23 protein-coding genes and 1 pseudogene are annotated in these 21636 nt (G+C 66.9%); 10 read left to right on the top strand and 14 right to left on the bottom strand.

Annotated features, from left to right (window positions below):
* Positions 1 to 11: 11 nt before the first annotated feature.
* The 4 genes from H286_RS0102085 to H286_RS0102070 form a co-directional block, all read right to left on the bottom strand.
* The gene (locus H286_RS0102085) at positions 12 to 410 is read right to left on the bottom strand and encodes a GNAT family N-acetyltransferase (RefSeq protein WP_036324076.1); all 399 of its coding nucleotides are present in this window, start codon (positions 408 to 410) and stop codon (positions 12 to 14) included.
* Entirely contained in the window at positions 407 to 1261 is an 855-nt protein-coding gene (locus tag H286_RS14385; protein ID WP_020096919.1) for a DUF1266 domain-containing protein, read from the bottom strand. The genes H286_RS0102085 and H286_RS14385 overlap by 4 nt, the downstream gene beginning before the upstream one ends.
* 223 nt (positions 1262 to 1484) lie before the next feature.
* Positions 1485 to 1877 carry a VOC family protein gene (locus H286_RS0102075; RefSeq protein ID WP_020096918.1) on the bottom strand — a complete coding sequence of 131 codons (393 nt, stop codon included), beginning with the start codon at positions 1875 to 1877 and terminating at the stop codon, positions 1485 to 1487.
* A gap of 19 nt (positions 1878 to 1896) precedes the next feature.
* A complete protein-coding gene (locus H286_RS0102070) occupies positions 1897 to 3165 on the bottom strand; it encodes an HNH endonuclease signature motif containing protein (protein WP_020096917.1) in 1269 nt (422 codons plus the stop codon).
* A gap of 81 nt (positions 3166 to 3246) precedes the next feature.
* On the opposite strand from H286_RS0102070, the gene H286_RS0102065 reads away from it, so the two are divergent.
* The 4 genes from H286_RS0102065 (at position 3247) to H286_RS0102050 (ending at position 6175) form a co-directional block, all read left to right on the top strand.
* A complete protein-coding gene (locus tag H286_RS0102065) occupies positions 3247 to 3558 on the top strand; it encodes a hypothetical protein (RefSeq protein WP_020096916.1) in 312 nt (103 codons plus the stop codon).
* 45 nt (positions 3559 to 3603) lie between these two features.
* Positions 3604 to 4512: a helix-turn-helix transcriptional regulator gene (locus tag H286_RS14380; RefSeq protein ID WP_020096915.1), complete on the top strand. Its 909-nt coding sequence runs from the start codon at positions 3604 to 3606 to the stop codon at positions 4510 to 4512.
* 81 nt (positions 4513 to 4593) lie between these two features.
* Entirely contained in the window at positions 4594 to 5307 is a 714-nt protein-coding gene (locus tag H286_RS0102055; protein ID WP_020096914.1) for an alpha/beta hydrolase, read from the top strand.
* 31 nt (positions 5308 to 5338) lie between these two features.
* Positions 5339 to 6175 (top strand): alpha/beta fold hydrolase, encoded by an 837-nt coding sequence (locus tag H286_RS0102050; protein WP_020096913.1) that lies wholly within the window; start codon positions 5339 to 5341, stop codon positions 6173 to 6175.
* Between the two features lie 52 nt (positions 6176 to 6227).
* On the opposite strand, the gene H286_RS0102045 is transcribed toward H286_RS0102050, so the two are convergent.
* The 5 genes from H286_RS0102045 to H286_RS0102025 form a co-directional block, all read right to left on the bottom strand.
* A complete protein-coding gene (locus H286_RS0102045) occupies positions 6228 to 6563 on the bottom strand; it encodes a YciI family protein (protein WP_020096912.1) in 336 nt (111 codons plus the stop codon).
* Between the two features lie 14 nt (positions 6564 to 6577).
* Positions 6578 to 7399, bottom strand: coding sequence for an SDR family NAD(P)-dependent oxidoreductase (locus H286_RS0102040; RefSeq protein ID WP_020096911.1), 822 nt, complete (start codon positions 7397 to 7399; stop codon positions 6578 to 6580).
* Positions 7400 to 7474: 75 nt separating this feature from the next.
* Complete coding sequence (locus H286_RS0102035) at positions 7475 to 8377, bottom strand: oxygenase MpaB family protein (protein ID WP_020096910.1); 903 nt, start codon at positions 8375 to 8377, stop codon at positions 7475 to 7477.
* 44 nt (positions 8378 to 8421) lie between these two features.
* The gene (locus H286_RS0102030; RefSeq protein WP_020096909.1) at positions 8422 to 8823 is read right to left on the bottom strand and encodes a hypothetical protein; all 402 of its coding nucleotides are present in this window, start codon (positions 8821 to 8823) and stop codon (positions 8422 to 8424) included.
* Positions 8824 to 9042: 219 nt separating this feature from the next.
* On the bottom strand, positions 9043 to 11403 hold the full coding sequence (locus H286_RS0102025) for a glycoside hydrolase family 65 protein (protein WP_036324070.1): 2361 nt from the start codon (positions 11401 to 11403) through the stop codon (positions 9043 to 9045).
* Positions 11404 to 11525: 122 nt separating this feature from the next.
* Between H286_RS0102025 and H286_RS0102020 the strand changes: the two genes are divergently transcribed.
* The gene (locus H286_RS0102020; protein WP_020096907.1) at positions 11526 to 12149 is read left to right on the top strand and encodes a cyclodeaminase/cyclohydrolase family protein; all 624 of its coding nucleotides are present in this window, start codon (positions 11526 to 11528) and stop codon (positions 12147 to 12149) included.
* Positions 12150 to 12180: 31 nt separating this feature from the next.
* Here H286_RS0102020 and H286_RS0102015 read toward each other — a convergent pair whose 3' ends face one another.
* From H286_RS0102015 to H286_RS15115, 3 genes are all read right to left on the bottom strand, one after another.
* Entirely contained in the window at positions 12181 to 12903 is a 723-nt protein-coding gene (locus H286_RS0102015) for a YidC/Oxa1 family membrane protein insertase (protein ID WP_020096906.1), read from the bottom strand.
* A gap of 84 nt (positions 12904 to 12987) precedes the next feature.
* The gene (locus H286_RS0102010; protein ID WP_020096905.1) at positions 12988 to 13263 is read right to left on the bottom strand and encodes a DUF6412 domain-containing protein; all 276 of its coding nucleotides are present in this window, start codon (positions 13261 to 13263) and stop codon (positions 12988 to 12990) included.
* Between the two features lie 56 nt (positions 13264 to 13319).
* Positions 13320 to 13580 (bottom strand): oxygenase MpaB family protein, encoded by a 261-nt coding sequence (locus H286_RS15115; RefSeq protein ID WP_020096904.1) that lies wholly within the window; start codon positions 13578 to 13580, stop codon positions 13320 to 13322.
* An 81-nt stretch (positions 13581 to 13661) separates the two neighbouring features.
* Between H286_RS15115 and H286_RS0102000 the strand changes: the two genes are divergently transcribed.
* Together H286_RS0102000 and H286_RS14995 are read left to right on the top strand one after the other, a co-directional pair.
* Positions 13662 to 14861, top strand: coding sequence for a hypothetical protein (locus H286_RS0102000; RefSeq protein WP_020096903.1), 1200 nt, complete (start codon positions 13662 to 13664; stop codon positions 14859 to 14861).
* Between the two features lie 90 nt (positions 14862 to 14951).
* On the top strand, positions 14952 to 15173 hold the full coding sequence (locus tag H286_RS14995) for a hypothetical protein (protein WP_196800632.1): 222 nt from the start codon (positions 14952 to 14954) through the stop codon (positions 15171 to 15173).
* A gap of 277 nt (positions 15174 to 15450) precedes the next feature.
* On the opposite strand, the pseudogene H286_RS15250 reads toward H286_RS14995, so the two are convergent.
* Both H286_RS15250 and H286_RS14750 read right to left on the bottom strand, forming a co-directional pair.
* A pseudogene (locus H286_RS15250) lies at positions 15451 to 15666 on the bottom strand (transposase); the annotation flags it as partial.
* A gap of 602 nt (positions 15667 to 16268) precedes the next feature.
* Positions 16269 to 17363 carry a restriction endonuclease gene (locus H286_RS14750; RefSeq protein ID WP_081630820.1) on the bottom strand — a complete coding sequence of 365 codons (1095 nt, stop codon included), beginning with the start codon at positions 17361 to 17363 and terminating at the stop codon, positions 16269 to 16271.
* Between the two features lie 472 nt (positions 17364 to 17835).
* Between H286_RS14750 and H286_RS0101990 the strand changes: the two genes are divergently transcribed.
* From H286_RS0101990 to H286_RS0101975, 3 genes are all read left to right on the top strand, one after another.
* Positions 17836 to 18501, top strand: coding sequence for a PIN domain-containing protein (locus tag H286_RS0101990; RefSeq protein WP_020096901.1), 666 nt, complete (start codon positions 17836 to 17838; stop codon positions 18499 to 18501).
* A gap of 494 nt (positions 18502 to 18995) precedes the next feature.
* Positions 18996 to 20186 carry a DUF262 domain-containing protein gene (locus tag H286_RS0101980; protein ID WP_028497358.1) on the top strand — a complete coding sequence of 397 codons (1191 nt, stop codon included), beginning with the start codon at positions 18996 to 18998 and terminating at the stop codon, positions 20184 to 20186.
* A gap of 71 nt (positions 20187 to 20257) precedes the next feature.
* Complete coding sequence (locus H286_RS0101975) at positions 20258 to 21496, top strand: hypothetical protein (protein WP_155900280.1); 1239 nt, start codon at positions 20258 to 20260, stop codon at positions 21494 to 21496.
* Positions 21497 to 21636 lie beyond the last annotated feature (140 nt).

The following is a 21636-nucleotide window of genomic DNA, read 5'->3' as shown; positions in this document are numbered from 1 at the left end:
CGGGCCTTGCGTCAGCCGCGCTGCATGAGGCGCTCGGGCGTCGGGTACGGCTCGAACCCGAACTGCTCGTAGAGTCCGTGCGCGTCGGCGGTGACGAGGAGCGTCCGCTTCAGGCCCATCGGCTCGAGCGTGGCGACGACGGCGCCGACGAGCGCCTTGCCGACGGCCTGCCCGCGCGCGGCCGGGTCGACGTAGACGTCGCAGAGCCACGCGAACGTCGCGGAATCGGTGACGACGCGGGCATAGCCGAGGGGCGTCCCGTCGTCGTCCCGGGCGAAGAAGTTGAGGGAGTTTCGCGCGGCGCGCTCGACGACGTGACGGCTGCGGCCGAGCGCCCAGTACGCGCCCTCGGACAGCCAACGGTGCACGACGTCGAGCTCGATCTCGGCGAGGTCGGTCGCGATCCTCATGCGCGCGCCCCGCTGGCCGGCCAGGTGACGGATGCCGCGGGCCACGAAGACCTGCGAAGGTCGGCGAGCGCGTCGCGCTGACTCTGCACGGCCTGCAGTGAATCGGTGCGGAACGCGGTGGCGATGATGACCTCGCGCCAGTAGTCGTCCCAGCTGCGGTAGGTGGCGAACGCCTTCTCGGCGAGCGGCTCGAGCAGCGCCCACGTCTCGTCGGCCGTGAGGTAGCCGGCGACGTACGCGTAACGGATGCCGCCGATGCCGCGTTCGATGTCGGCGGCCAGCAGCAGCCGGGCGGGGTGCTCCTCCGTGCCGCGGGCGAGGTCCTGGATGTCGAAGACGGGCATCTCGGTCAGCCCGGCGACGCGCGTCATCATGTGCTCGCCGCCGTCACTGTGGACGACCTCGGCGAAGCGCTGCGAGTTGAGGCCGATGGTGAGCGTGTCGGCGACGAGCAGCTCGGCATCGGCTTTAGTGACGATCTTGAACTGCTCGTCGAGGGCGCCGCGCAGCTGCTTGAGCGACGCGACGGGCAGCGAGAACCAGGGCGACCCTTTCTCGCCGTCCTGGTGCTTCGCGCGCAGCTCCTGGGGAAGCTCGGAGTACGTGGGCGTGAACGCGAGCGAACCGTTCCAACCGCGGGCGGCGAAATCGCTCGCGCAGTCGAGCGCGAGGATCTGCTGCTGCCGCGTCGTGAGCGCCTGTCGACCGGATGCCGCGATGTAGGCGAGCTGGGCTCGGCGGGGGGCACCGGCATCCCGTCGCGCCAGGATGATCGAGGCGATCAAAAGGCCCACCGCCATTCCGACAGCGAAGGCGAAGAAGTTGACGATGACGTCGTCGACCTGCCACACGAACGAAAGGACGAAGGCCGCGATACCGACGGGGCGGCGATGAGGGTGACGGGCAGAGCGCGTCGACGCATCTCGGCGGGGTCGGCCTTGCGCTTCGCCTCGAGCACGCGGGCGTATCGCCGACGCGAGCGGACCGGGTACTCGACGTCACCGGGATGGTTCTGGAGCGCGTTCACGTCAGGGGCCACCGGACCATCCTGGCACCGCTGTCATGCTCCGAGTGTCAGTGTGCGTCGGCGACGATCTCGGCTTTGGCTCCGGCTGAGTTCTCGAGCCACGCCGCATAGTGATCGGGGCCGCCGGCGTGTGGGTACCGCTCTTGGTAGAGGGGGCGCCAGCCGTGGTCAGGCGCGGCGGCGATGATCGCGTCGACGTCGTCGCGCGATCCGCCCGAGAAGGCGATGTGGTTCACCCCGGGAGCGCGCCGGTCGTGCACGGCCGTCGACAGGTTCGGCGACGTCGTGAGGGTCAGGTAGGCGCCGCCCGCTGCCCACGACTCCCCCTCGGTCCACACGCTCTCGCGGGCGAACCCGAGCTCGGCGAGCAGCCATCCCCATTCGGTCTGCGCAGCGGAGAGGTCGGCGACCCAGAGTTCGACGTGATGTAAACCGGCCATGTCGACAGTCTCGGGCATCTCAGGCAGGAGCGAACGCGACGGCCGGTGTCGGTGCGTCTTCGCGATACGTTCTGCCGAGGGGTGAGGTCCATTCGAGGACGCCACCCCCGAGTTGTCGCACCCGCCATTTGGTGAACTGCTTCATCGAATGGTGCCGTTGGCAGAGGTGACCGAGGTTGGTGACCTCGGTCTTGCCGCCGAGGGCGTGATCGTGCGTGTGATCGACCTCGCAGCGGATGGCGGCCATGCGGCATCCGGGGAATCGGCAGTGCTGGTCGCGGGCCTGCAGGTAGCGCCGCATGGCGAGCGGCACACGGTACGTGTCGACGGCCAGCACGGTGCCCGAGATCGGGTCGGTGACGAGACGTTCCCACGATGGGGCGCCGCCGGCGAGGCGCCGGGCGGTGTCGGCGTCGATGGGCGAACGTCCGACGAGGTCGCACGCGGGGTCTTCGCCGGCGAGGGCGGTCGCGGGGGCGACGACCTGCACGCGTGCGCGGATGGCGCCGAGCGGACCGGCGGTCGTGTCGCGGGTGTCGTCGAGCGCGGGCGTTCCCGCGAGCAGCAGGTCGGCGCACACGTCGGCGCGCACCTGATCGGTGTTCCGCTCGTCTGTTGCCACGGCTTCGATGCCGCCGCGCTCCGTGCGAGTGTCGATGACCGCACGGGCCTGCTGGGTGAGCCGGTCGTGGATGCCCTCGGCGAGCACGGTGGGCAGGTTCGCGATCAGCTCGGACATGCCGTCCTGGCCGGGCACGATGCGCACGGACCGGCGGGCCGCGGCATCCTGATGCCGTTCGGTGAAGGAGCGCGGGTGCATCCGGTGCGCGAGGATCTCGATCTCGGCGCGCACCCGGTTGGGGGTGTCATGGCGGCACCGCTCGACGGCGATCGCCTCGGCCATGGGGCGGACGTCGCCCGGGAGGTTCGCCCCGGCATCCGTGATCACGCGGACGTGACCGCGAGTGATGCGACCCAGTTCCCATGCCTTCAGGGCCGCCGGGTAGTCCTCCACGATGGTGCGGGCTTCGTCGATGCGACGCTGCATGACCCGATCGGATGCCGCGACCGCTCCCCCGAGCTCGGCGGCGATCTCGCGCAGGGCCATGTCGCGCTCGTTCGCACTGCCCGCCGCGTTCGCTTCGGCGAGCGCGCTGGCCCGGGCGAGGACCTTCACCTTCACGACCTCGAGGTGCGACAGCAGCCGCTCGACGCTGACCGCGTCGTGCACGACACCGGCGAGCAGCGTCACGTGCTCGTCGATGCTGATGCGGGGCCGTTCGGTCATACCTCCATTGTGGTGAGGGCCTCCGACATCGCTCCGGCAGTCGCCCGGTAGCCTGAGGAGCAGTCGACAAGAGAGGGAGCGATGTCCCAACTACCGAGTCGGTCCGAACCGGACCGCCGGGCGTCGCCGCCCCTCCCCACGAACTCGCAGCCGAAGAAGGGCCTCGCCGTCGCCGCCCTGGTCGTCGGGATCGTCGCGTTCCTCACCGGACTCGTCCCGTGGGCCGGGCTTCTCCTCGGTCTGACGGCGTTCGGCCTCGGGATCTACGCGCTGACGCGCGGCCAGTCGAAGGTGATGGCGCTGGTGGGCGGTTCGCTCGGATCGATCGCCGCGATCACCGGCTTGATCTCGACGAGCGCCCTCATGATGTGGCTGCTCAGCGGCAACGCCTGACGCGCACACCCCCACCCGACACACGTCTCGGGCAGGATGTCTCGCGTGACTTCTGATCGACCGGGTTCGGAGAAGAGCGCGCTGGCGAGCTTCCTCCGCGCGCGCCGCGCGGCACTGACTCCGGATGCCGTCGGCATCCCTTCCGAACCTCGCCGCCGTGTGCGGGGGTTGCGGCGCGAGGAGGTCGCGCGGTTGGCCGGCATCAGCGCGGAGTACTACCGGCGGCTCGAGCAGGGCAGCGGACACCAGATGTCGCTGCAGGTGTGCAATTCGCTGGCTCGCGCTCTGCGGCTCGACCGGGCGGGGACGGCCTACCTGCAGCGTCTCGCCCTGCCGGATTCGGAGGCGCCGTACGAGGTGCACCAGGGCGAGGAACCGCCGCCGGATCTGGTCGAGATGATCACGCACTGGGAGCACACGGCGGCGTACATCATCGACCGCAACCAGGACATCATGGTCGTCAACGACCTGATCCGGGCAGTCGCGCCGGGATACGTCGAGGTCGGCAACAACCTCGCGCTCATGCAGTTCGAGGCTCCGCCCGAGGTGCGGGCGCTCGATTCGTGGCTGGACGGCGCGCGGACGACGGTGTCGCGGGTCCGGTACTACGGCAATCCGTCGGATCCGCGCTGGCAGGAGATCATCGGGTTGCTTCTCGATGATGCCGATTTCGCCGAGATGTGGGACCAGCACGAGGCGCTCCCCCTGACCTCGGGCACGGCGCCGAACTACTTCCCCGAGCACGGCTGGGTCGACATGAAATGGCAGATCCTCGAAGCGCATCCGGGGCTCTACACCGTGATCTGCTACGGCATTCCGGGCAGCATCGGCGAGCGCGCGCTCGTCGAGTTGCGGGCGAAGGTGCTCGACGGAACAGTGGCGCTGCCCTCCCCCGACACCGTGACTCCCACCTCGGGCAGCCGACTGGCGAAGCACCGGGGTGCGACGCGCTGAGACGTGTACTGCGAGGGCCACGACAGCGGCAGGTAAGCGCTTTAGCGTGACGAGCATCCCCCTTCCGAAAGGATGCCCGCCATGGCTTCACCCACCGTCGTTCTGGTCCACGGGGCATTCGCGGATGCCGCGAGTTTCGCCCCCGTCACGCGGTTGCTGCTCGATCGCGGCTTCCGGGTCCACGTGCCCGCCGTGCCGAACCGGAGCCTGCTCGGCGACTCGGCGTACATCCGCTCCGTCGTCGAAGAGATCGACGGACCGGTGCTGCTCGTCGGGCACAGCTACGGCGGCGCGGTGATCACCGTCGCCGGGGTGGCCGAGAACGTCGTCGGTCTCGTCTACCTCTCGGGCTACGCGCTGGACGAAGGCGAGAGCCTCGGGCAGCTGCAGGGCGGCTTCCCCGACTCGGATCTCGCCGCGAACCTCATCTACACGCCGTTCCCCGTCGACGGCGGCGAGCCCGGCACCGACGTGTCGGTGAACGTCGACGCGTTCCCCGAGATCTTCGCCGCCGGGGTCGATCGGGAGGTCGCGGAGGTGCTGGCGGTGTCGCAGCGTCCGCTGGCGGCTCTCGCGTTCGGCGAGCCGGCTCCAGTCGCGGCGTGGAAGGTGAAGCCCGCGTGGGGTGTCGTCTCGGCGGCCGACCGCACGATCCATCCGGACGTCGAGCGGTTCGGGTACGAGCGCGCCGGCTTCCGCTCGGTCATCGAACTCGACGCGCCGCACCTCGTGATGCGCTCCCACCCCGACGAGGTCGTGACCGTCATCACCGACGCGATCGCCGACCTCGGCTGAACCGATCCACCCACACAAAGGAGACAAGCCCATGCCTTTCATCACCACGGACGACGGCGCCGAGATCTACTTCAAGGACTGGGGCGACAAGAGCGCCCAGCCGATCGTGTTCCACCACGGGTGGCCGCTGTCGTCCGACGATTGGGACGCACAGATGCTGTACTTCCTCGGCAAGGGATTCCGCGTAATCGCGAGCGACCGTCGGGGACACGGCCGGTCGTCGCAGATCGCGACGGGTCACGACATGGATCACTACGCGAGCGATGTGAGCGCGGTCGTCGAGCACCTCGATCTGCAGAATGCGGTACACATCGGTCACTCGACGGGTGGCGGTCAGGTCGCACGGTACGTCGCGAAGTACGGCGAGCCGCAGGGCCGCGTGGCGAAGGCGGTGCTGGTCGCGGCCGTGCCGCCGCTGATGCTGCAGACCGACTGGAACACCGAGGGCACTCCCCTGTCAGTGTTCGACGGGTTCCGCGAGGCGCTCGCGGCGAACCGTGCCGAGTTCTTCGAGGCCGTGGCATCCGGTCCGTTCTACGGCTTCAACCGCGACGGCGTCACGCCGTCGCAGCCGGTGATCGACAACTGGTGGCGGCAGGGCATGACGGGCAGCGCGCTCGCGCACTACGAGGGCATCAAGGCGTTCAGCGAGACGGATCAGCGCGAGGACCTCGCGGCGATCACCGTTCCCGTGTTCGTGATCCAGGGCGACGACGACCAGGTGGTGCCGTACAAGGCCGCGGCGCTACAGCAGGCCGAGATGCTGCAGAACTCGACGCTGAAGATCTACGAGAGCTACCCGCACGGCATGCTGACGACGCATGCCGACGTGCTCAACCCCGACATCCTGGCGTTCATCCAGAGCTGACGGATGCCGCGGCGTGGCCCTGGGGTGGGTCACGCCGCGCTCGCCTACGGTTTCAGGTGCGGCTGTGGATGAGCCTGACCTCGACACCGCCGGCGCCGCGGATGGCGGGATTGGTCGCCGCGATGGCGAGTGCCGCATCCTCGTCGTCCGCCTCGATGACGTAGACACCCGCGACGATTTGCGCCGAGTCGACGAACGGCCCGTCGGTCACCCCGTCGGCCCGCACGGAGCGGGCGAGCTCGCGCGGCGTGAACGCGTAGGCGGCCCGCAGTGCTCCCGACTGGGCGAGTTCGTCACCGTGGGCGTTGGGCTCGGCGAGATGCTCGTCCGATGCGTCGAGCGCGTGCGCGGAGTCGTCGGTGTAGATCAGGACGGCGTACTGCGGCATCGCGGCATCCCTCCTCAGCCGAGCTTCACCATCTCGACGCTGCGGTCCCACAGCTCGCGGGCGAGTTGCTCGTCGGTGGCGAGCTTGTGCGTCTTCGTGACGCGGTCGTTCTCGTAGTAGGCGCCGGGGAGCCAGTCGGTGCCGGGCTTTCCGTCGGCGAGGAACACGAGGCGCTTGCCGCCCTCGTCGGTCGTCGTCAGCAGTCGCTTGGCGAGGGGGTTGTGGTACATGAACCGGAACGGTCCGGTCAGGTTGCCCGCGAAGCCGGTCGCGACGACGCCGGGGTGGAACGCTCCGGCCGAGATGCCCTCGCTCCCCCACCGGCGCTGAAGTTCGCGGGTGAAGAGGATGTTCGACAGCTTGGCGTTGCCGTAGGCGACGCGTCCGGAGTAGCGGCGTGCACCGTTGAGGTCGGCGATGTCGAACCGCGAGAAGATGCGGGCCGCGGCGCTGGCGGTCTGGATGATGGATGCCTCGCTCTCGACCAGCCGATCGTGCAGCAGGTTGGTCAGCAGGAACGGGCCGAGGTGGTTCACCTGGAACGTCTGCTCGAACCCGTCGGTGGTGAGCTTGCGGGGACCGAATATGCCGCCGGCGTTGTTGGCGAGCACGTCGATGCGCGGGTAAGCGGCGAGCAGTTCGTCCGCGAGGCGACGCACCTGTGCCAGGTCGGAGAAGTCGGCGAGGTGGTGGGGCATCCCGACCTCATTCGCGACCGCCCGGGTCTTTTCGGGTGAGCGTCCGACGAGGATGACGCGGTGGCCCTTCGAGACGAGCTGACGGGATGCCGCGGCTCCGATACCGTCGCTGGCGCCGGTGATGACGATTGTTCGCATGAGGCGAGTGTCACACCCTTCGCTATGTCGGCGGCGGCTCTTGACGATGGGTGTGCAGTGTGGCCGGGGCGCGCGTTAGCCCTCCAGCCGCCGCAACCGCAGTCGCGCCATGTCCTGCGCGCGAGGCCCGGAACCCAGCGCGCGTTCGGTGACGCGCAGGATGAGGCGGGTCGCCGTCTTCACCGGGAGCCACGAGCGGCGGAGGCCCAGCATCCGTCGGATGCGCGGCGGGAAGGTCGCGACCGCCGCCGCGAACAGCACGCGGTAGGCGACGCCCATCATCCCGGTGAACGGGGGCTTCTTGAGGAACCGCACGACGTCGTCGACGCGCTCGTCGCGACGCAGCTCGCCGCGGTCGAGGAAGCCGTCGATCTCGGCGCGCAGCGCGGCCTCGGTGAGCGGCGGATCGGGCACGCGCATGAGGCGTCCGGCGGTCGCCCAGTCGGCGACGTACGCGTCGGGGCCGCCGGGGATCGACCCGCCGTACGCCTCGTGGCTGCGCAGGAACGCGTCAGTGAAGGCGAGGTGCACCCAGCGCACGAGGTCGGTGGCCTCGGCGGTGTACGTCCGCGCGGAACCGTTACCGGCGACGTACTCGCCCTGCACGCGCTGGTGGAAGCGCCCGACGCGCGCCGTCTCGGCATCCGCTTGCGTCGCCGACCCGTAGGTGAGCGCGATGACCCAGCGGACGGTGCCGGTGAGGCGCCCGATCGGGTCGTCGCGGTAGCGCGACCAGTCGTGCACGCCGGCGAGGGCGCCAGGGTGCAGGGCCTGAAGGAGAAGGGCGCGGATGCCGGCGACCAGGGTGCCCATACCGGCGTGAACGGTCCACGCGGGGCCGTTCTCGACGAAGTAGCCGGTGTCGTCGCCCTCGGCGAGCGCGCGGACATACGGCGCCATTCCGGTCGGGTCACCGGCGAGGGCGGTGAGCAGCCGGGCGCGGAGCCGTGCGACACGCGGAGGGGCGGAGGACGTCACGGTTCCAGCCTGCCACCGCCGCGGAGGCATGGGGCGGTGCGGCGCTAGACGCGGGCCGCCATCGCGACCTCCCCGTACCCCACGGCGATGAGGAACGAGAGCACGGCGAGCACGATCGTGACGAGCACCATCGTTAACCGTTCCGGCTTGCTGCGGGACAGGGCGTTCATGAGGGTGCCGAGCACGAAGTACGCGAAGACGACCCACATGCCGACCTGGGCGACGACGCCGGGAAGGACGTCGATGGCGCGGACGCGATCCCAGGCGAGGACGGCGATCAGCGCGTAGATGACGACCGACACGAGGCTGCCGATACGGAGTCGCAGCGGCAGTGCGCGGTGCTGACCTCCCCACGCGAATCTACCCAGCGGGGCACCGAGTGCGAGCGTGATCTGGAAGATCGCAAGCAGGGTGAGGATGACGGTGAGCGCGAGCGCGAAGGGCACGCGCTCAGGCTAGCGGGGCGACGTTTCTGGTCCGATCTGATCGATGGGCAGTTCTCCCCATCGCGACCGCCCAGCGCGCTTCCCTACGCTGACAGCGTTCGACAATCCCGATTATCGCGGCGTGTCTTCTGGGGGATGGCATGCACATCGCGACGATCTTGGCGGATGCCGCGCGGCGTGACCATGTGGGGACGGCCCACGCCGCGCGGAGTCCGCGCATCACTCCGCGAGCGCCTCAGCGAACGGCCGCGGCTCGCGGCCCTTCGGCTGGGTCGGGCGCTCCCCCGGGTCCGGCAGCGCCGGCGTCGGCATCGTCACGTCCGCACCGGACGTCAGCTCCACCGGCTCGCCGAAGTGCCGGATCGACATCGGCTCACCGGCGCTGACACGGTAGGTCGTGGCATCCGGTGCGATCTCGAGATGCAAGGTACGGCCCTGCCAGCGGATGCCGAACGCGAGACCGGTCAGCTGCTCCGGCAGCCGCGGGGCGAACCGCAGCCCATCGGCCGTGTCGCGCATGCCGCCGAAGCCGGCGACGAGCGCCGTCCAGATGCCGCCGAACGACGCGATATGCAGGCCGTCCTCGGCTTTTCCGTGCAGGTCGTCGAGGTCGATCGTCGCGGCTTCGGCGAGGTAGTCGGCCGCGAGCCCGAGGTGCCCGACCTCGGCGGCGACCACCGCCTGGATCGCCGCCGACAGTGACGAGTCCCGCACGGTCAACGCCTCGTAGTAGCGGAATGCCCGCGCCTTCTCGTCTACCGTGAACGCGTCGGTGCAGAAGAACAGGGCGAGCACGAGGTCGGCCTGCTTGAGCACCTGCTTGCGGTAGAGCTGCACGTACGGGTACCGCTCCTGCAGCAGCTCGTCGCCGGGGGTGTCGGTCTCGAAGTCCCATCGTTCAAGTTCTGTGAATCGCGCCGCCTGCGGGTGCACGCCGCGTTCCTCGTCATACGGCACGTGCATGGCGGCGGCGGTGCGCACCCACCCGCCGATCTCGCCGTCGTCGACCCCGAAAGTGCGAGCGAGATCCGGATGCCGGCGCGCGGCATCCGCGGCGGCGTCGAGGTTCGCGCGGGCCATCAGGTTGGTGAAGACGTTGTCGTCGTACAGGGCGGTGTACTCGTCGGGGCCGGTGACGCCGTCGATGTGGAAGCGACCGTCGGCGTCGGTGCGGCCGAGCGACTGCCAGAGCCGGGCGGTCTCGACGAGGATTTCTAGGCCTGCCTCGCGTTCGAAGTCGACGTCGCCGGTCGCGCGCACGTAATGGACGACGGCGGCGGCGATGTCGGCGTTGATGTGGAACGCGGCGGTGCTGGCGGGCCAGTATCCCGATGACTCGCGTCCGTCGATGGTCCGCCACGCGAACGCCGCACCCTGCAGGTGCAGCTGGCGCGCGCGGTCGCGGGCGTGGTCGAGGGTGGCGTGGCGCCAGCGGAGGGCTTCCCTCGCGGCATCCGGTGCGGTCGCCGTGAGGACGGGCAGAACGTAGGCCTCGAAGTCCCAGAACGTGTGGCCGGCGTACCCGGCGCCGGTCAGTCCCTTGCCGGGAACGGAGCGCTGCTCGGCGCGCGCCGCGGCCTGGAACACCGAGAACAGCGCGAACCGCACCGCCTGCTGCAGGCGGGGCTGCCCGTCGACGCGGACGTCGGCGCAGGTCCAGAAGTCGTCGAGCCGTTCGCGCTGCGCGGCGAGGAGGCCGGTCCAGCCGTCCCGCATCGCGTCGGCGACGGCGGCTTCGGCGCGGTCGCGAAGGCCGGGCGCCGAGATCCCGGAGGCCCAGGCATGCCCGACGATCTTGACGACCTCGAGCCGTTCGCCGGGTGCGAGGCGGGCGCGGATGGTGGTGCGGGCGAGGTCGTCGGATGCCGCGGTGCGCACCTCGGCGGTCGCGCCAGACACGAGGTGGTCCATGCTGACGGCGACGCCGATCCCGCTGTTGCGGGTTTCGTGGACGAGGGTCGCAGCGCTGTCGAAGACGAAGCTCCCCGCGCTGCGGAGCGGGGTCTCGAGGATGTCCTGCACGCGCGGGTCGGGGTGCGGCTCCGGCAGGGGTTCGTTCGCGACGAGCTCGGACTGGAGGGTGATCGTGATCGGATCGTCGACGGCTTCGACCTCGTACCGGACAGCCGCGACGGAGCGGTGGGCGAGCGAGACGATGCGGGTCGAGCGGATGCGGACGGTGCTGCCTGCGGGCGAGGTCCAGGTGAGCGTGCGTTCGAGGGTGCCGGCGCGGAAATCGAGGTGCTGTTCGTGGTGGTGGAGGGTGCCCTCGCGGATGTCGAGGGGTTCGTCGTCGACGGTGAGGCGGATGACCTGTCCGTTCGGCACGTTGATGACGCTCTGCCCCGACTCGGGGTACCCGTAGCCGCCTTCGGCGTAGGGCATCGGATGCTCTTCGAAGACGCCGTTGAGGTAGCTGCCCGGAACGCCGTGGGGCTCCCCCTCGTCGAGCAGCCCGCGCCACCCGATGTGCCCGTTGGAGAGGGCGAAGACGGACTCGCGGTGCGGCAGGCGGTCGACATCGACGCCGCTTAGGCCGATGCCCCAGGGCGTGACGTCGAAGGGCAGAGGGCGGGTCATGATGTCACGGTAGATCACGGTGTCTTTTCGCCTCGAAGGGTTGCAGTGGGCGACCGCGGACGTATGCTCGCCGGCCCCTCCCCCGGCTTCGTCACCGGGAGCCGCACGGGTAGCGTCGTCGCATGGCCAGCGATGACATCGACCCCGCGGAGACGCCGGTCGCGGAATGGGTGGACCGTCTCGCGCAGGCGAAGGGGGCACCGGGTGGTGGAGCCGCCTGCGGCGTGATGACGGGCATCGCCGCAGGGTTGCTGGGAATGGTGGCGGCATACACCGACGATGACCCCGAGGCTCGACAGGCCGAGCAACGATTGAGCCGCACGCGGCGCCTGGCGCTGGATGCCGCCGAGGAAGACGGCGTCCGGTCCGCGGCTTTCGGTGCGGCTCTCGCGATGGACCAGGGTCCCGACCGCGAGCGGGCGGTTCGGGACGCGACGGTCGTCGCCGTCGCGTCGGCACTGGACGTCGGCCGGGTCGCGGCATCCCTCCTCGAGGAGGTCAGGCTGCTGGCCGACATCGGCAACCCGCACGTCGAGGCGGATCTGCGCGTCGCGGTGGAGGCTCTGCGGGCGGCGCTCGAGGGCACGAACCACACGGCGCGAGCCAATCTCGACCTTTTGGCGAGGCACCGGACCGCGGACGATCACCTCGACCCGAAGGTCGCGGCTTTCGAACGGGACCTCGTCGACCTCGCCGCGAAGCGAGCGGAATGCACCCGCATCGCGGCGGGCTGGTCGTCCGAGTAGGGCCGGGAGTCTGCGCCGGTTTGGGTGCGCGTCATCCGAAGACCCGTCTGAGCACCAACCGCTGCCCCAGCGTCCACGTGACCGTCGTCAGCAGGTAGATCCCCGCCGCGAGCGGCACGAACACCGCCACCACCGCGGTCATGAACTGCAGCGCTCCGAGCATCGCCACCGGAACACCCGGCACCCCCTCCACCGGCGTGATCCGAAACGCCCGCCGCGTGATCTCCCCCACCGCCGCGATCGCGAGCACGAGGCATCCGATTACGAGCCAGGTCGCGACACCGGCGGTTCCGGTCAAGACGGCGTGAAACAGGCTCGTGCCGAGCGGAACGCCGAGCAGGGTTTGCGACAGCAGCTCGTTGGTGTGCCCGGCGAGGTTCGGGTGGATGAACACGGAGTACAGCAGGCCGACGATCGGCGCCTGGATGAGGATCGGCAGACAGCTGGCGAACGGCGACACGTTCTCGGAGCGGTAGAGCTCCATGGTTTCGCGCTGCAGGCGTTCCCGGTCGCTTCGGTAGCGGGTCTGGAGTTCACGCAGGCGCGGCGCGAGGCGGATGCGCGCTTTGTCGGCTCTGGCTTGGGCGATGCCAGCGGGGATGAGCGCCGCCCGCACCGCCAGGGTCACGAGCACGATGGCGAGCGCGCCCGCGAACGCTCCCGTCCACGGGGTGAGGAGCGAGGTCAGGCCGATGAGGCCGCGGGAGGTGAGGTCGAGCAGGGTGGAGATGACAGGCAGGGTGGTGATGTCCACGGGGTTCCGTTCGTCGGAGCGATCAGGGTCGGCTGATCGGCCGCGAACGGATGCCGGGGCACGCAGTGCCCGGACGGTTCGACGCTACGCGGCCGCAGTCACCTGACTGGGCCCGCGACGGCGGATGTGTCCGGGCGCATCGGGATCGCTCTGTGCGAGCGGCGCGGTGAGTTCGATGCGACGGGTGGGATGCGGTGCCGCTCCGCGCCCCGCGGCGTTCACGGTGGTCGCGAGAAGCGCGAGCGTGAGGACGGCGAGCGCGAGGAGAGCGACGGTGAGAGCCGAGCCGGTCGCCGACGGGTCGACGGCGACAAGCAGTCCAAGGACCTCGAGGACGACATGCAAGAAGTCGTGGATCATGCTCGCCTCCCCTGCTCGTCGCGCCGTGTGAATGTCAGGCTAACGGATGCCGCATCTCAGCCAAGCTTGACCAAGTCGGCATTCCGGTTCCACAGCACGCGGCAGTGGAAGCGCCCGACGCGGGCCGTCTCGGCATTGGGCTGCGTCGTCGCCCCGTAGGTGAGCGTGATGACCCAGCGGACCGTGCTGGTGAGGCGCCCGATCGGATCCTCCCGGTAGCGCGACCAGTCGTGCACGTCGGCGAGGGCGCCGACCCCTCTGCGGGCACTGCCCGATCCGGGTACGAGGCGTACAGCGATCGCACGTGCGATCGCCATCAGCGAGTGCAAGATCGCGCCCGGGAGCTAGCTCGCGCACGTCGCAGTAGCAGCGTCAGTGATCGCCGATAGATTCCATTCATGGCACAGACGCAGATCGAGCGGTATAGACAGCACGAGGTGTGGGGGCTGATCGACCTAAAGCTCGGAGCGCTGGACACGGTCAAGTACTCCCAGCAGCCACTCGAGGACGACCGCCGCGAGGTCCTCACCATGCTGGAGGCTGCCGCGAAGTCGAAGTCCAACCCACAACCGACGCTCTACGACGACGTTCTCAACGTGATCCGCGACAACCTGAATCAGCTAGCTACAGACGAACAGTCGTTCCGGTCGTGGTCGCAGCAGTCCTACATGAACGACCTGCGCACGAGGGTGCGTGACCTACCGGGCCCGCCACCGCGTCAGATCAATGAGTCGTACGTCGCTGCTCTCGACACCGCCGTTGCCGCTCGCCAGCTGGAGCTCGACGAACTTCGCGCATCCGTGTCGGCGCTCAACGACGAGGTGAAGGCCAAGACCGCGGAGCTCGCCGTGCTCACCAAGAAGATAGATGGTCAGCACGAGAGGCTCACCGCAGACGCGGCTACGATCGCCCAGGTCGTCAGCACTGCTGACGAACAACTCCGTCGAGAATGGGAAGCCGACCTCGCGACGTGGAAACAGGACCGCGATGCTCGGGACATCGAGCTCGACTCCGAGATGGCGGCTCACGTCCAGTTGCTCTCAGCCGCTGCGCTGACGGGACGACGTCTGGTGGAGCAGGCAGCCGGTCACCTCACCGCCGCCGACTGGGCGGGGCGTGCGAAGCGAGAGCGGTGGAACGCCCACAGTCTGCGCTGGGCGTCCTTCGTGTTCTTCGCTCTCGCCGTCTTGGTCGGCGGCTGGATTCTCTGGATCGCCATCGACAAGGATTTGACGCTGACCGTAGGAGACGGCGTCCTCCGCGGCGCACTAGTCCTTGCCCTTGCCGGCGTCGGATCATTCCTCACGATTGAGGCGCGCCGGCACTTCCGGGAGGCCGACAGCGCCGAGGACGTGAAGTTGGCGCTGGCGGCCCTCGAGCCGTTTTACGCCGGTGCAGACGACGCTGAGCGCAGCGAGGTCCGTCGCGTGCTCGGAGACACAGTGTTCATCAAGAACACGCTGTCTCGCTTCAGCAGCCGCGATGCTGCGAAGCATGCTGGCCCCACTAATGAACAGCTGAATCAGATCGTAGATACCATCGGCAAAGGTGCAGATGCGGCTTCGAGGGCAACCAAACTCGGACCTGGACCGAACTGACGAGCGCCGCCAGCAACCGACGCAATGCGGGGATGAGGAACGAGCATGGGCAAGGCGAGCCGCCTCAAGCGGGAACGGAGCGGCAATGTGGTGACCGAGACTCACGAGCCCGAGGTTCCCCAGAACTGGCCCTACGGTCACGTCGGTGTGCAGCTGACCGACGATGACGAGGACGAGTGCATCGAGGTGACGATCCACGGCGTCAAGCACTACCTGCACTCGACCACGGCGCGAGAATTAAGCAACATGCTCGTCGAAAAGATCGACGAATGGAACGGCATCGCCACCCGAGTTGGATATCCCGGCGTCTAGACAGAGCGGTCGGACTCCCGTCCTCATGCTCCGTAGAGCGCCTTGGGCACCGGCCTTGGAAACGTGGATCCGTATAGTTGCAACGTCCGATTGAGGGGCGGCACGAGCAGGGCGGGAAGCTTCTCAAACCCCGAGAACGCGTAGCGCGGCGCTCGAGATCTCGCGATGCATCGAGCACCCCTGGATGCGTCCACGTGACGGCTGGGGCGGCTTGGAATTTCGCCTGCGACAGATATGCTGCCGCACGCCGCAGCACCTCGACCTCCTGCAGCAACCGGATCCGCTTCCGCGCCTCGCGCAGCTCGGCGCCTTCGGATCGCGTCACGCCCGGCTTCGCGCCCTCCTCGACCGCAGCGCGCCGCAACCACTTCGTGAGGGTCATCGGGTGGACACCGAAATCGGTCGCAATCTGCTCGATGGTCACGCCAGGCTCGCGACCCCTGGCGACGCGCACAACATCATCGCGGAACTCACTCGGATAAGGCTTGGGCACAATGACATCCTTCCAGGGCGCCCTCCCGGGCAACCCAACTCAGATGTCACCTATCCGTGCGGCAGACCCTTCCGCTACTGCGATCGCGTCGACAAAGGTGAGATTGCATGCGCGGCACATGAAGCCACGCCTTGCGGTCTGCAACACGGTCCCGCACACCGGGCACCGAGGCTGCTGTGCATCGTCGAACGGATCCACGGATGTCACGTTACGCCGCGCGACTCCGACGTGCGAGCGCCATCCCTACAGTCGCGCCCAATCTGAGATTCATCTCAACCGGGCACCTGCCGGCAACGATCGTTTACGGCCGAGGCATGACCGCGTGCCCAGATCGCAGGCCAGAAACGTGGTGCGAAACCATCTTTCGGCGTGCATTTTCCGCTGCCGGACTCGGGCCGATCTGCGCGGCAACACTAGTAGTCACGGTGCCGACGGTGCTCCCCCGCCGCGCGGAGCGCGGACATCAGATCCAGATGCGAGTAGCGGGCATTGGCATCCATCGGCCGCGAGTGTCTGGAGCGCTGAGCGATCTCGCGACCGCGTGCCGTGGCCGACAGCGTCTATGTTTCGACAAGTCCGTCACGAAGCAGACGATCGGCGGCCTACGCTGAGTCCTCCGGCCGCTCGGTGAGGTTGGCAGTTCGCTGCAGCCACCATCCATGAAGTTCGGGGCTCGCTTCCCAGAGCAACTCGCTATTGGTGTGCTGTGCCATTCGGCGCGCGTGCTTTGCCGGTATCCCGGTCGCCGGTACGAGGTTGTAGTAGTCGGTTTCGCATGCTCGTTCGAGAACATCGATGAATGACGGGGCGAACGTAATCAGATTCGCTCCCGAATCTCGCGCGCCAGTTGCTATTTCCTCAACGACACTCGGCTCGAGGAGACCGGAGTCAACGAAGATGTCTACGTCCGAGACACCCTTCTGCGCCAGCGAGAGACTCAAAGGGATGAGGTTCGACACTCCTCGCGCAGGCCAGATCGCCGTCCGTGCCGACACTCGGGGCGAGAGAGTATTCAGCAACTCTCGCAAGCCGGCTTCGTCCGCTGGGCCCTCGACGATCACGTTGACAGGCGCCGATGCCGGGCGTTGAGCGGTCTCGTGGTCGGGGGTTGAGGTCGCGGACGGTGCTGCGTTTGCGCGAAGCGGTGAGAACGGCTGGCCGAATTCGGCGGCGTATCTGAGTTTCTGGCGGAGGGCGTCTGCGAAACTCATTTGTTCGCTCAGGATCGTTTCGAGATCCGAAGAATCGAACAGGATCATGTTCACGCCCTTCCCGGAGACGAGTGCGTCGACCGCATCATCCGCGAACCCGGATTGTGAAATGACGATCCCGAGCGTTCCGGCGAGCTTTCCGTCGATCTTTCCTTTAAACGCGTACAGCGCTGACGCGGGGAGCGCTGCGCCCCACCACTTGGCTTCGAGAAGATAGATACGGTGATCAACAATTAGCGATCCATCAATCTCCTCTCCGGCAGGGCGATAGTTGGTTCGCGGGCGAAGACCTTCGAGCGTGAACAGCGAGTTCAATATGTGCTCGAATGCATAGCCGCGATGCTGCTTCCATCCCATTGGGACCGGGTGAGGCTCGAACCGCCACGAATCGTAAAAGGTGCGTATTTCCGCATAGGTTGGCAGTGGAGTCTTGTGGGCCGATGCAGGCATGCGGATGTTGCTTTCGTCTACGGAAGGCGTACTCATACAGGCTCGTTCGCGCCGTGAGGGGCGCTTGCGGAGCCTTGAGGCAGGGGCTGTCGGCCGTGCTGGGCCGATTGAGGCGTAGGTGTTTGGCTTCTCGCGGCTGATGACTTTCAGTCGAATGCTAGTCGGAAGTTGACATGACTGCGCTGCCAACCATCGGGGGGTCCGGGCGCGAAGCCGCCGGGCGCTCCGCCCCCGGATCCCGGCACTCGCGTCATCCAGCGTCGCACTCACTGAGGCCGTCGGAACTTCATCGCGGCCGGATCCGACGGGCGTTCGGCCCAAGCGGACCGTATGTCGAGGCGGCGATCGTGGTTGCGGGCGAAGTTCACCGCTTTCGTGTCGTAGTCGCCGGAGATTGCTCTAAGACGATGATGGCGTGCCGTCGCTTCTCGATCCCGAGCACTCGACGTCGCGTTGTGGAGCCTGATTAGAGCGAGCGGAGCGGAGCTGAGCCGTCTTGAAAACTCTGGTGCTAAATACGACCGAGCTGATGCGGGATTTCCGGCTGGATAGTATTTGTTCACATCTGCTGGCCTTCGCCATCTCGACGGGCCAATTGAACGTGTGCACACCAGTCGTCGCTATCGAAGAGCTGGTCGCCCACCACGGTCGTCAGGTCGAGGAGGCTCTGAGCGACTCCGAGAAGTTGAAGGCAAAGTGGAGGCGGCTTGGGCTCGGCAACCTCCCCGTCCAACCTACTGAGTTCGACTACCGCGAGTACGTGAGGTCACGACTTGACTTCGTGCTCGGATTTCGGACTCTCCCGTGGCCCCGCGCGACTCACGCTGAACTCGTTCACCGTGCGACGAACCGGGTTCCACCGTTCGACGACAAGGGCGGCGGTTATCGCGACTCCCTGGTCTGGACGAGCACCGTCGAGTTGGCTTCGGAAGGCATCGACGTCGTCCTGGTTTCAGCCGACCGAGCGTTCAGCAATCGCGATGACGGTTTGAGCGATGTGCGCGCCGCCGAGATTGCGGTCCTGCCCGGAACGGTGGAGCTGGCGCGTGACTTGGCGAAGTGGCTCATCGCCAATCTCGGATGGCGCGCGGAGAGCCTTGACGACCTGTTGCAGGAAGCGCGTGACGAGGAGGTGAACAGAATGCTCCATGACTGGGATAGCGGGATTCGTTAGAACCGGAAGCACAGGATCTTGATCTGGCGCACCGGCCGTTCGAGGTTGACCTTGTCGGAATCGAATGGGCCGATGCGGCCATTCGCATCACGTCGCGGTCTGGACCGGGCGGTGTCTACGTAGGGGAGCACGACCTCGCCGCGGTCGTACATTTTGAAGCGCAGTTTTCGGAAGGCACCCCGCTCGAAGCGGACTGGCAAATTCTTCGCCCTACGTTTGGTGCTCTCGGGGACGTCCGCGGCTCGGTCGAGCTAGTGGCGCGTATCGCCGTGCTTTTCGACGAGGACGCGCATGGATTCTTTCAGGATCTCTCATGGCGCAGATGCGGTTTCCTTCCACCCTTGGCACCGAGCCCTTCGCCCTATGACACGCCCATGTTCGACTTGAATGAACTTGCGAGCTGAGCGTGCGCGGAGTCTCACGGGTCGCGGTCGGCGCGGTTTGGCGGAAGTCGTGCGGCGGTCCCCTATTCTCCAATGAGGCGCCCCACCGCCATGGCCGGCGCGACCGACAAGGAGATGCGCTTGAGAGCGGAGAAGTCTGACCTCGAGATCGAGACGATCCTCAGCAGGATTCGTAGGGGACAGCTGGACCTGCAGCCCGATTTTCAGCGTGGCGAGATCTGGAATGGTCCACGACGGCAACGGCTCGTGGACACCATCCTGCGCAATTGGTTCGTCCCGGCCGTGCACATCGTTGTGGAGGAGAACGGGGACGAGATCCTGCTGGACGGCCAGCAGCGACTCGTCGCCATCCGCGACTTCGTGAAGGATGAGTTCGTCGTTGACGGAACCATCCCTCCCATCGACGCCGACATCGCGGACCTGCACGGATTGCGCTACTCGGAGATGCCCGAAGCCCGTCAGCGTGCGTTCATGCGATTCGCGTTGTCAGTTGTCACACTGCGCGACTTCAAACCCCAGGAACCGAACGAGCTCTTCTTTAGGCTCAACCAGTCGTATAACCTCACGCCCTCTGAGAAGCGCAACGCACTGCACGGCCCAGCGCGTGACCAAGTGCGAAATCTCGTCGATGACATGATCGAACACGGGTTGCTGTCGCAGGAAACCATCGGCTTCTCCAACAAACGCCTTGCGTACGACGACATCATCGCGCGCGTATGCGTCGCGATTCAGCGCAACTCCCTGCGTAGCCACATCAACAACAACACCGTGGAGGCCTTTTACCGTGGCGAGGCGTTTGAGGACGCCACGCTCGACGGAGTGCGGCGCGCCGGCGCCACGTTGCTTGCTCAGATCGACACCGGAGACACTCGAATCAAGTTCAATAAGGGAACGCTACAGACCTGGCTGATCTACGCTTACTGGGCCCCCGACACCACCGGTGAGCTTCCCCCCGGTCTCCTCCATTCGTTCGAAGAGACCCGCCTTCGTCTGCGGCAGGGCGGCGCAAACACGGGAACCAGCGCGCGGTTCGATGAAGTTGTGCTGATGTACGACGACCGCGCTTCGTACCGGGTGACCGACGTGTCGTCAGTGGTCATACGCGACGCAGCCGTGCACCTATTTTCCGAGCACACCTTTGGTACTCGGCAAAGGAAGCAGTCATCGAGGTTCCTGGAATCGCTTCGGACCGATTCGGACACCTCTACCCAGGCGGACCTCTCCGAGTATCTCGATGAGGTGCGGTGGGGCGAGCCGATCCGGGATGTGTCCGAGCGGTGAGGCGGGCAAAGGAAGAGCTCCTTTGGGGAGAGTTGCTCGCTGCCTACGATCGGGCGCCTCAGTCTGTCCTCTTGGAGAACGAAGTTGAACTGGTCATAGACCAGCCCTGCCTCGTGATCGGAGGCAAGAACGGTTCGGGGAAGTCGCGCGTCCTCCGCAAGATCGCGGCCGACCTTGGACCCAGCGCGCTCTACATTGACCTGCATCACCTCTGCGAGCAGGCCATGATCGTGCTTCGCTCCCGCGACGACATCGATGAGATGACGGAGGAGTTTGACCCCGACGGTCCCGACGCGACGCGTCGGGATGATCTCCGGCGGATTATCGGGCGCCGCTACCAAGAAGTCCAGTGGTTCTCACTTGAAATCGAGCCGAATGACCCTAGCGCGGCCGAGAGATTCAAGTGGTCAGGGACGCAGCCTCTCGTCCCCTACTTTCGAACGACGTACCGAGACCGGGCTTACACGTCGCTAGACATGGGCCTTGGCGAGTACTCTGTGCACATGCTGTTCTGGATTCTCGAACAGTACCGCGAGCCTGGTCTCACTTTGCTCCTCGATGAACCAGATGCTTACCTTCCACCCGTTGGAGTCGAAGGTTTGTTGAATCGACTCATCGGTCTTTGCCTACAACGCCGCTGGACGATGGTGGTCGCGTCGCATTCCGAGGAGCTAATCGCGAGCGCGGTCGAGCAGGAAGCGTTCGTTCTGCTTCAAACCGATAAGCAGGGGCACACTCAAGTGCAGACCGCTGCAAGTGATTCGGCGGTAGCTGACCACCTCCTGACGCGAGCTTCCGTAGATCGCATTGTCTTTTGCGAGGACGAGTCGGCCTGGTATCTGGCACGCGCAATGCTTCATTCCTACTCACCTTCGATGGGTAGAAGGACAGCTGTCGTATGGGGCAACGGTGAGGGGTACCTCGGAGACATAGTTCGCCATCTCCCGAAGCCGCCACTGCCCGAGATCTACTTTGCCGTCGCGCCGGACGGAGACCAGCGCGCGCGATTCGGTGCGAAGGGCAAGTGGCCAGTGCAATTCCTGCCAACAACTGACGACCCCGACGATCTGTTCATGAGTCTCGATGGCGACCGCGGTTTGCTCGCGGAACGGTTGGGAGCAGACCCTGCAGACCTTGGGCGGTTTCTCGACACCCTCGAGTCGGAGGACGCGCACGATTGGGTGAACTTGCTCGGCGAGCGCTATGGGCGACCACATACACTCGCGTGCCTTGCTCAGTTGTGGGTAGAGAAGAATGGCGACGCCGCGCGCGACTTCGCCAACGAGTTGCTGACGAAGTGGGGGATATGAAGCTCTGTCGACATCGTCATCACCACCGACCAGATCGGTTGCGTGAACAGTGGCGGTCGTGGCCAGGGGAGCCGAGAGCCAACTCCCTCAATCCCTCTGCGTGCGTAATTCTCTACGGACCCTGCGACACGCAAGATGGA

Origin of the sequence: Microbacterium sp. 11MF (assembly GCF_000383475.1) — a bacterium.
In the GTDB taxonomy this organism is placed as follows: Bacteria; Actinomycetota; Actinomycetes; order Actinomycetales; family Microbacteriaceae; genus Microbacterium; species Microbacterium aquilitoris.
Note: the sequence above shows the minus strand (reverse complement) of the source record. Positions and strands in the feature narration are given on the sequence as shown.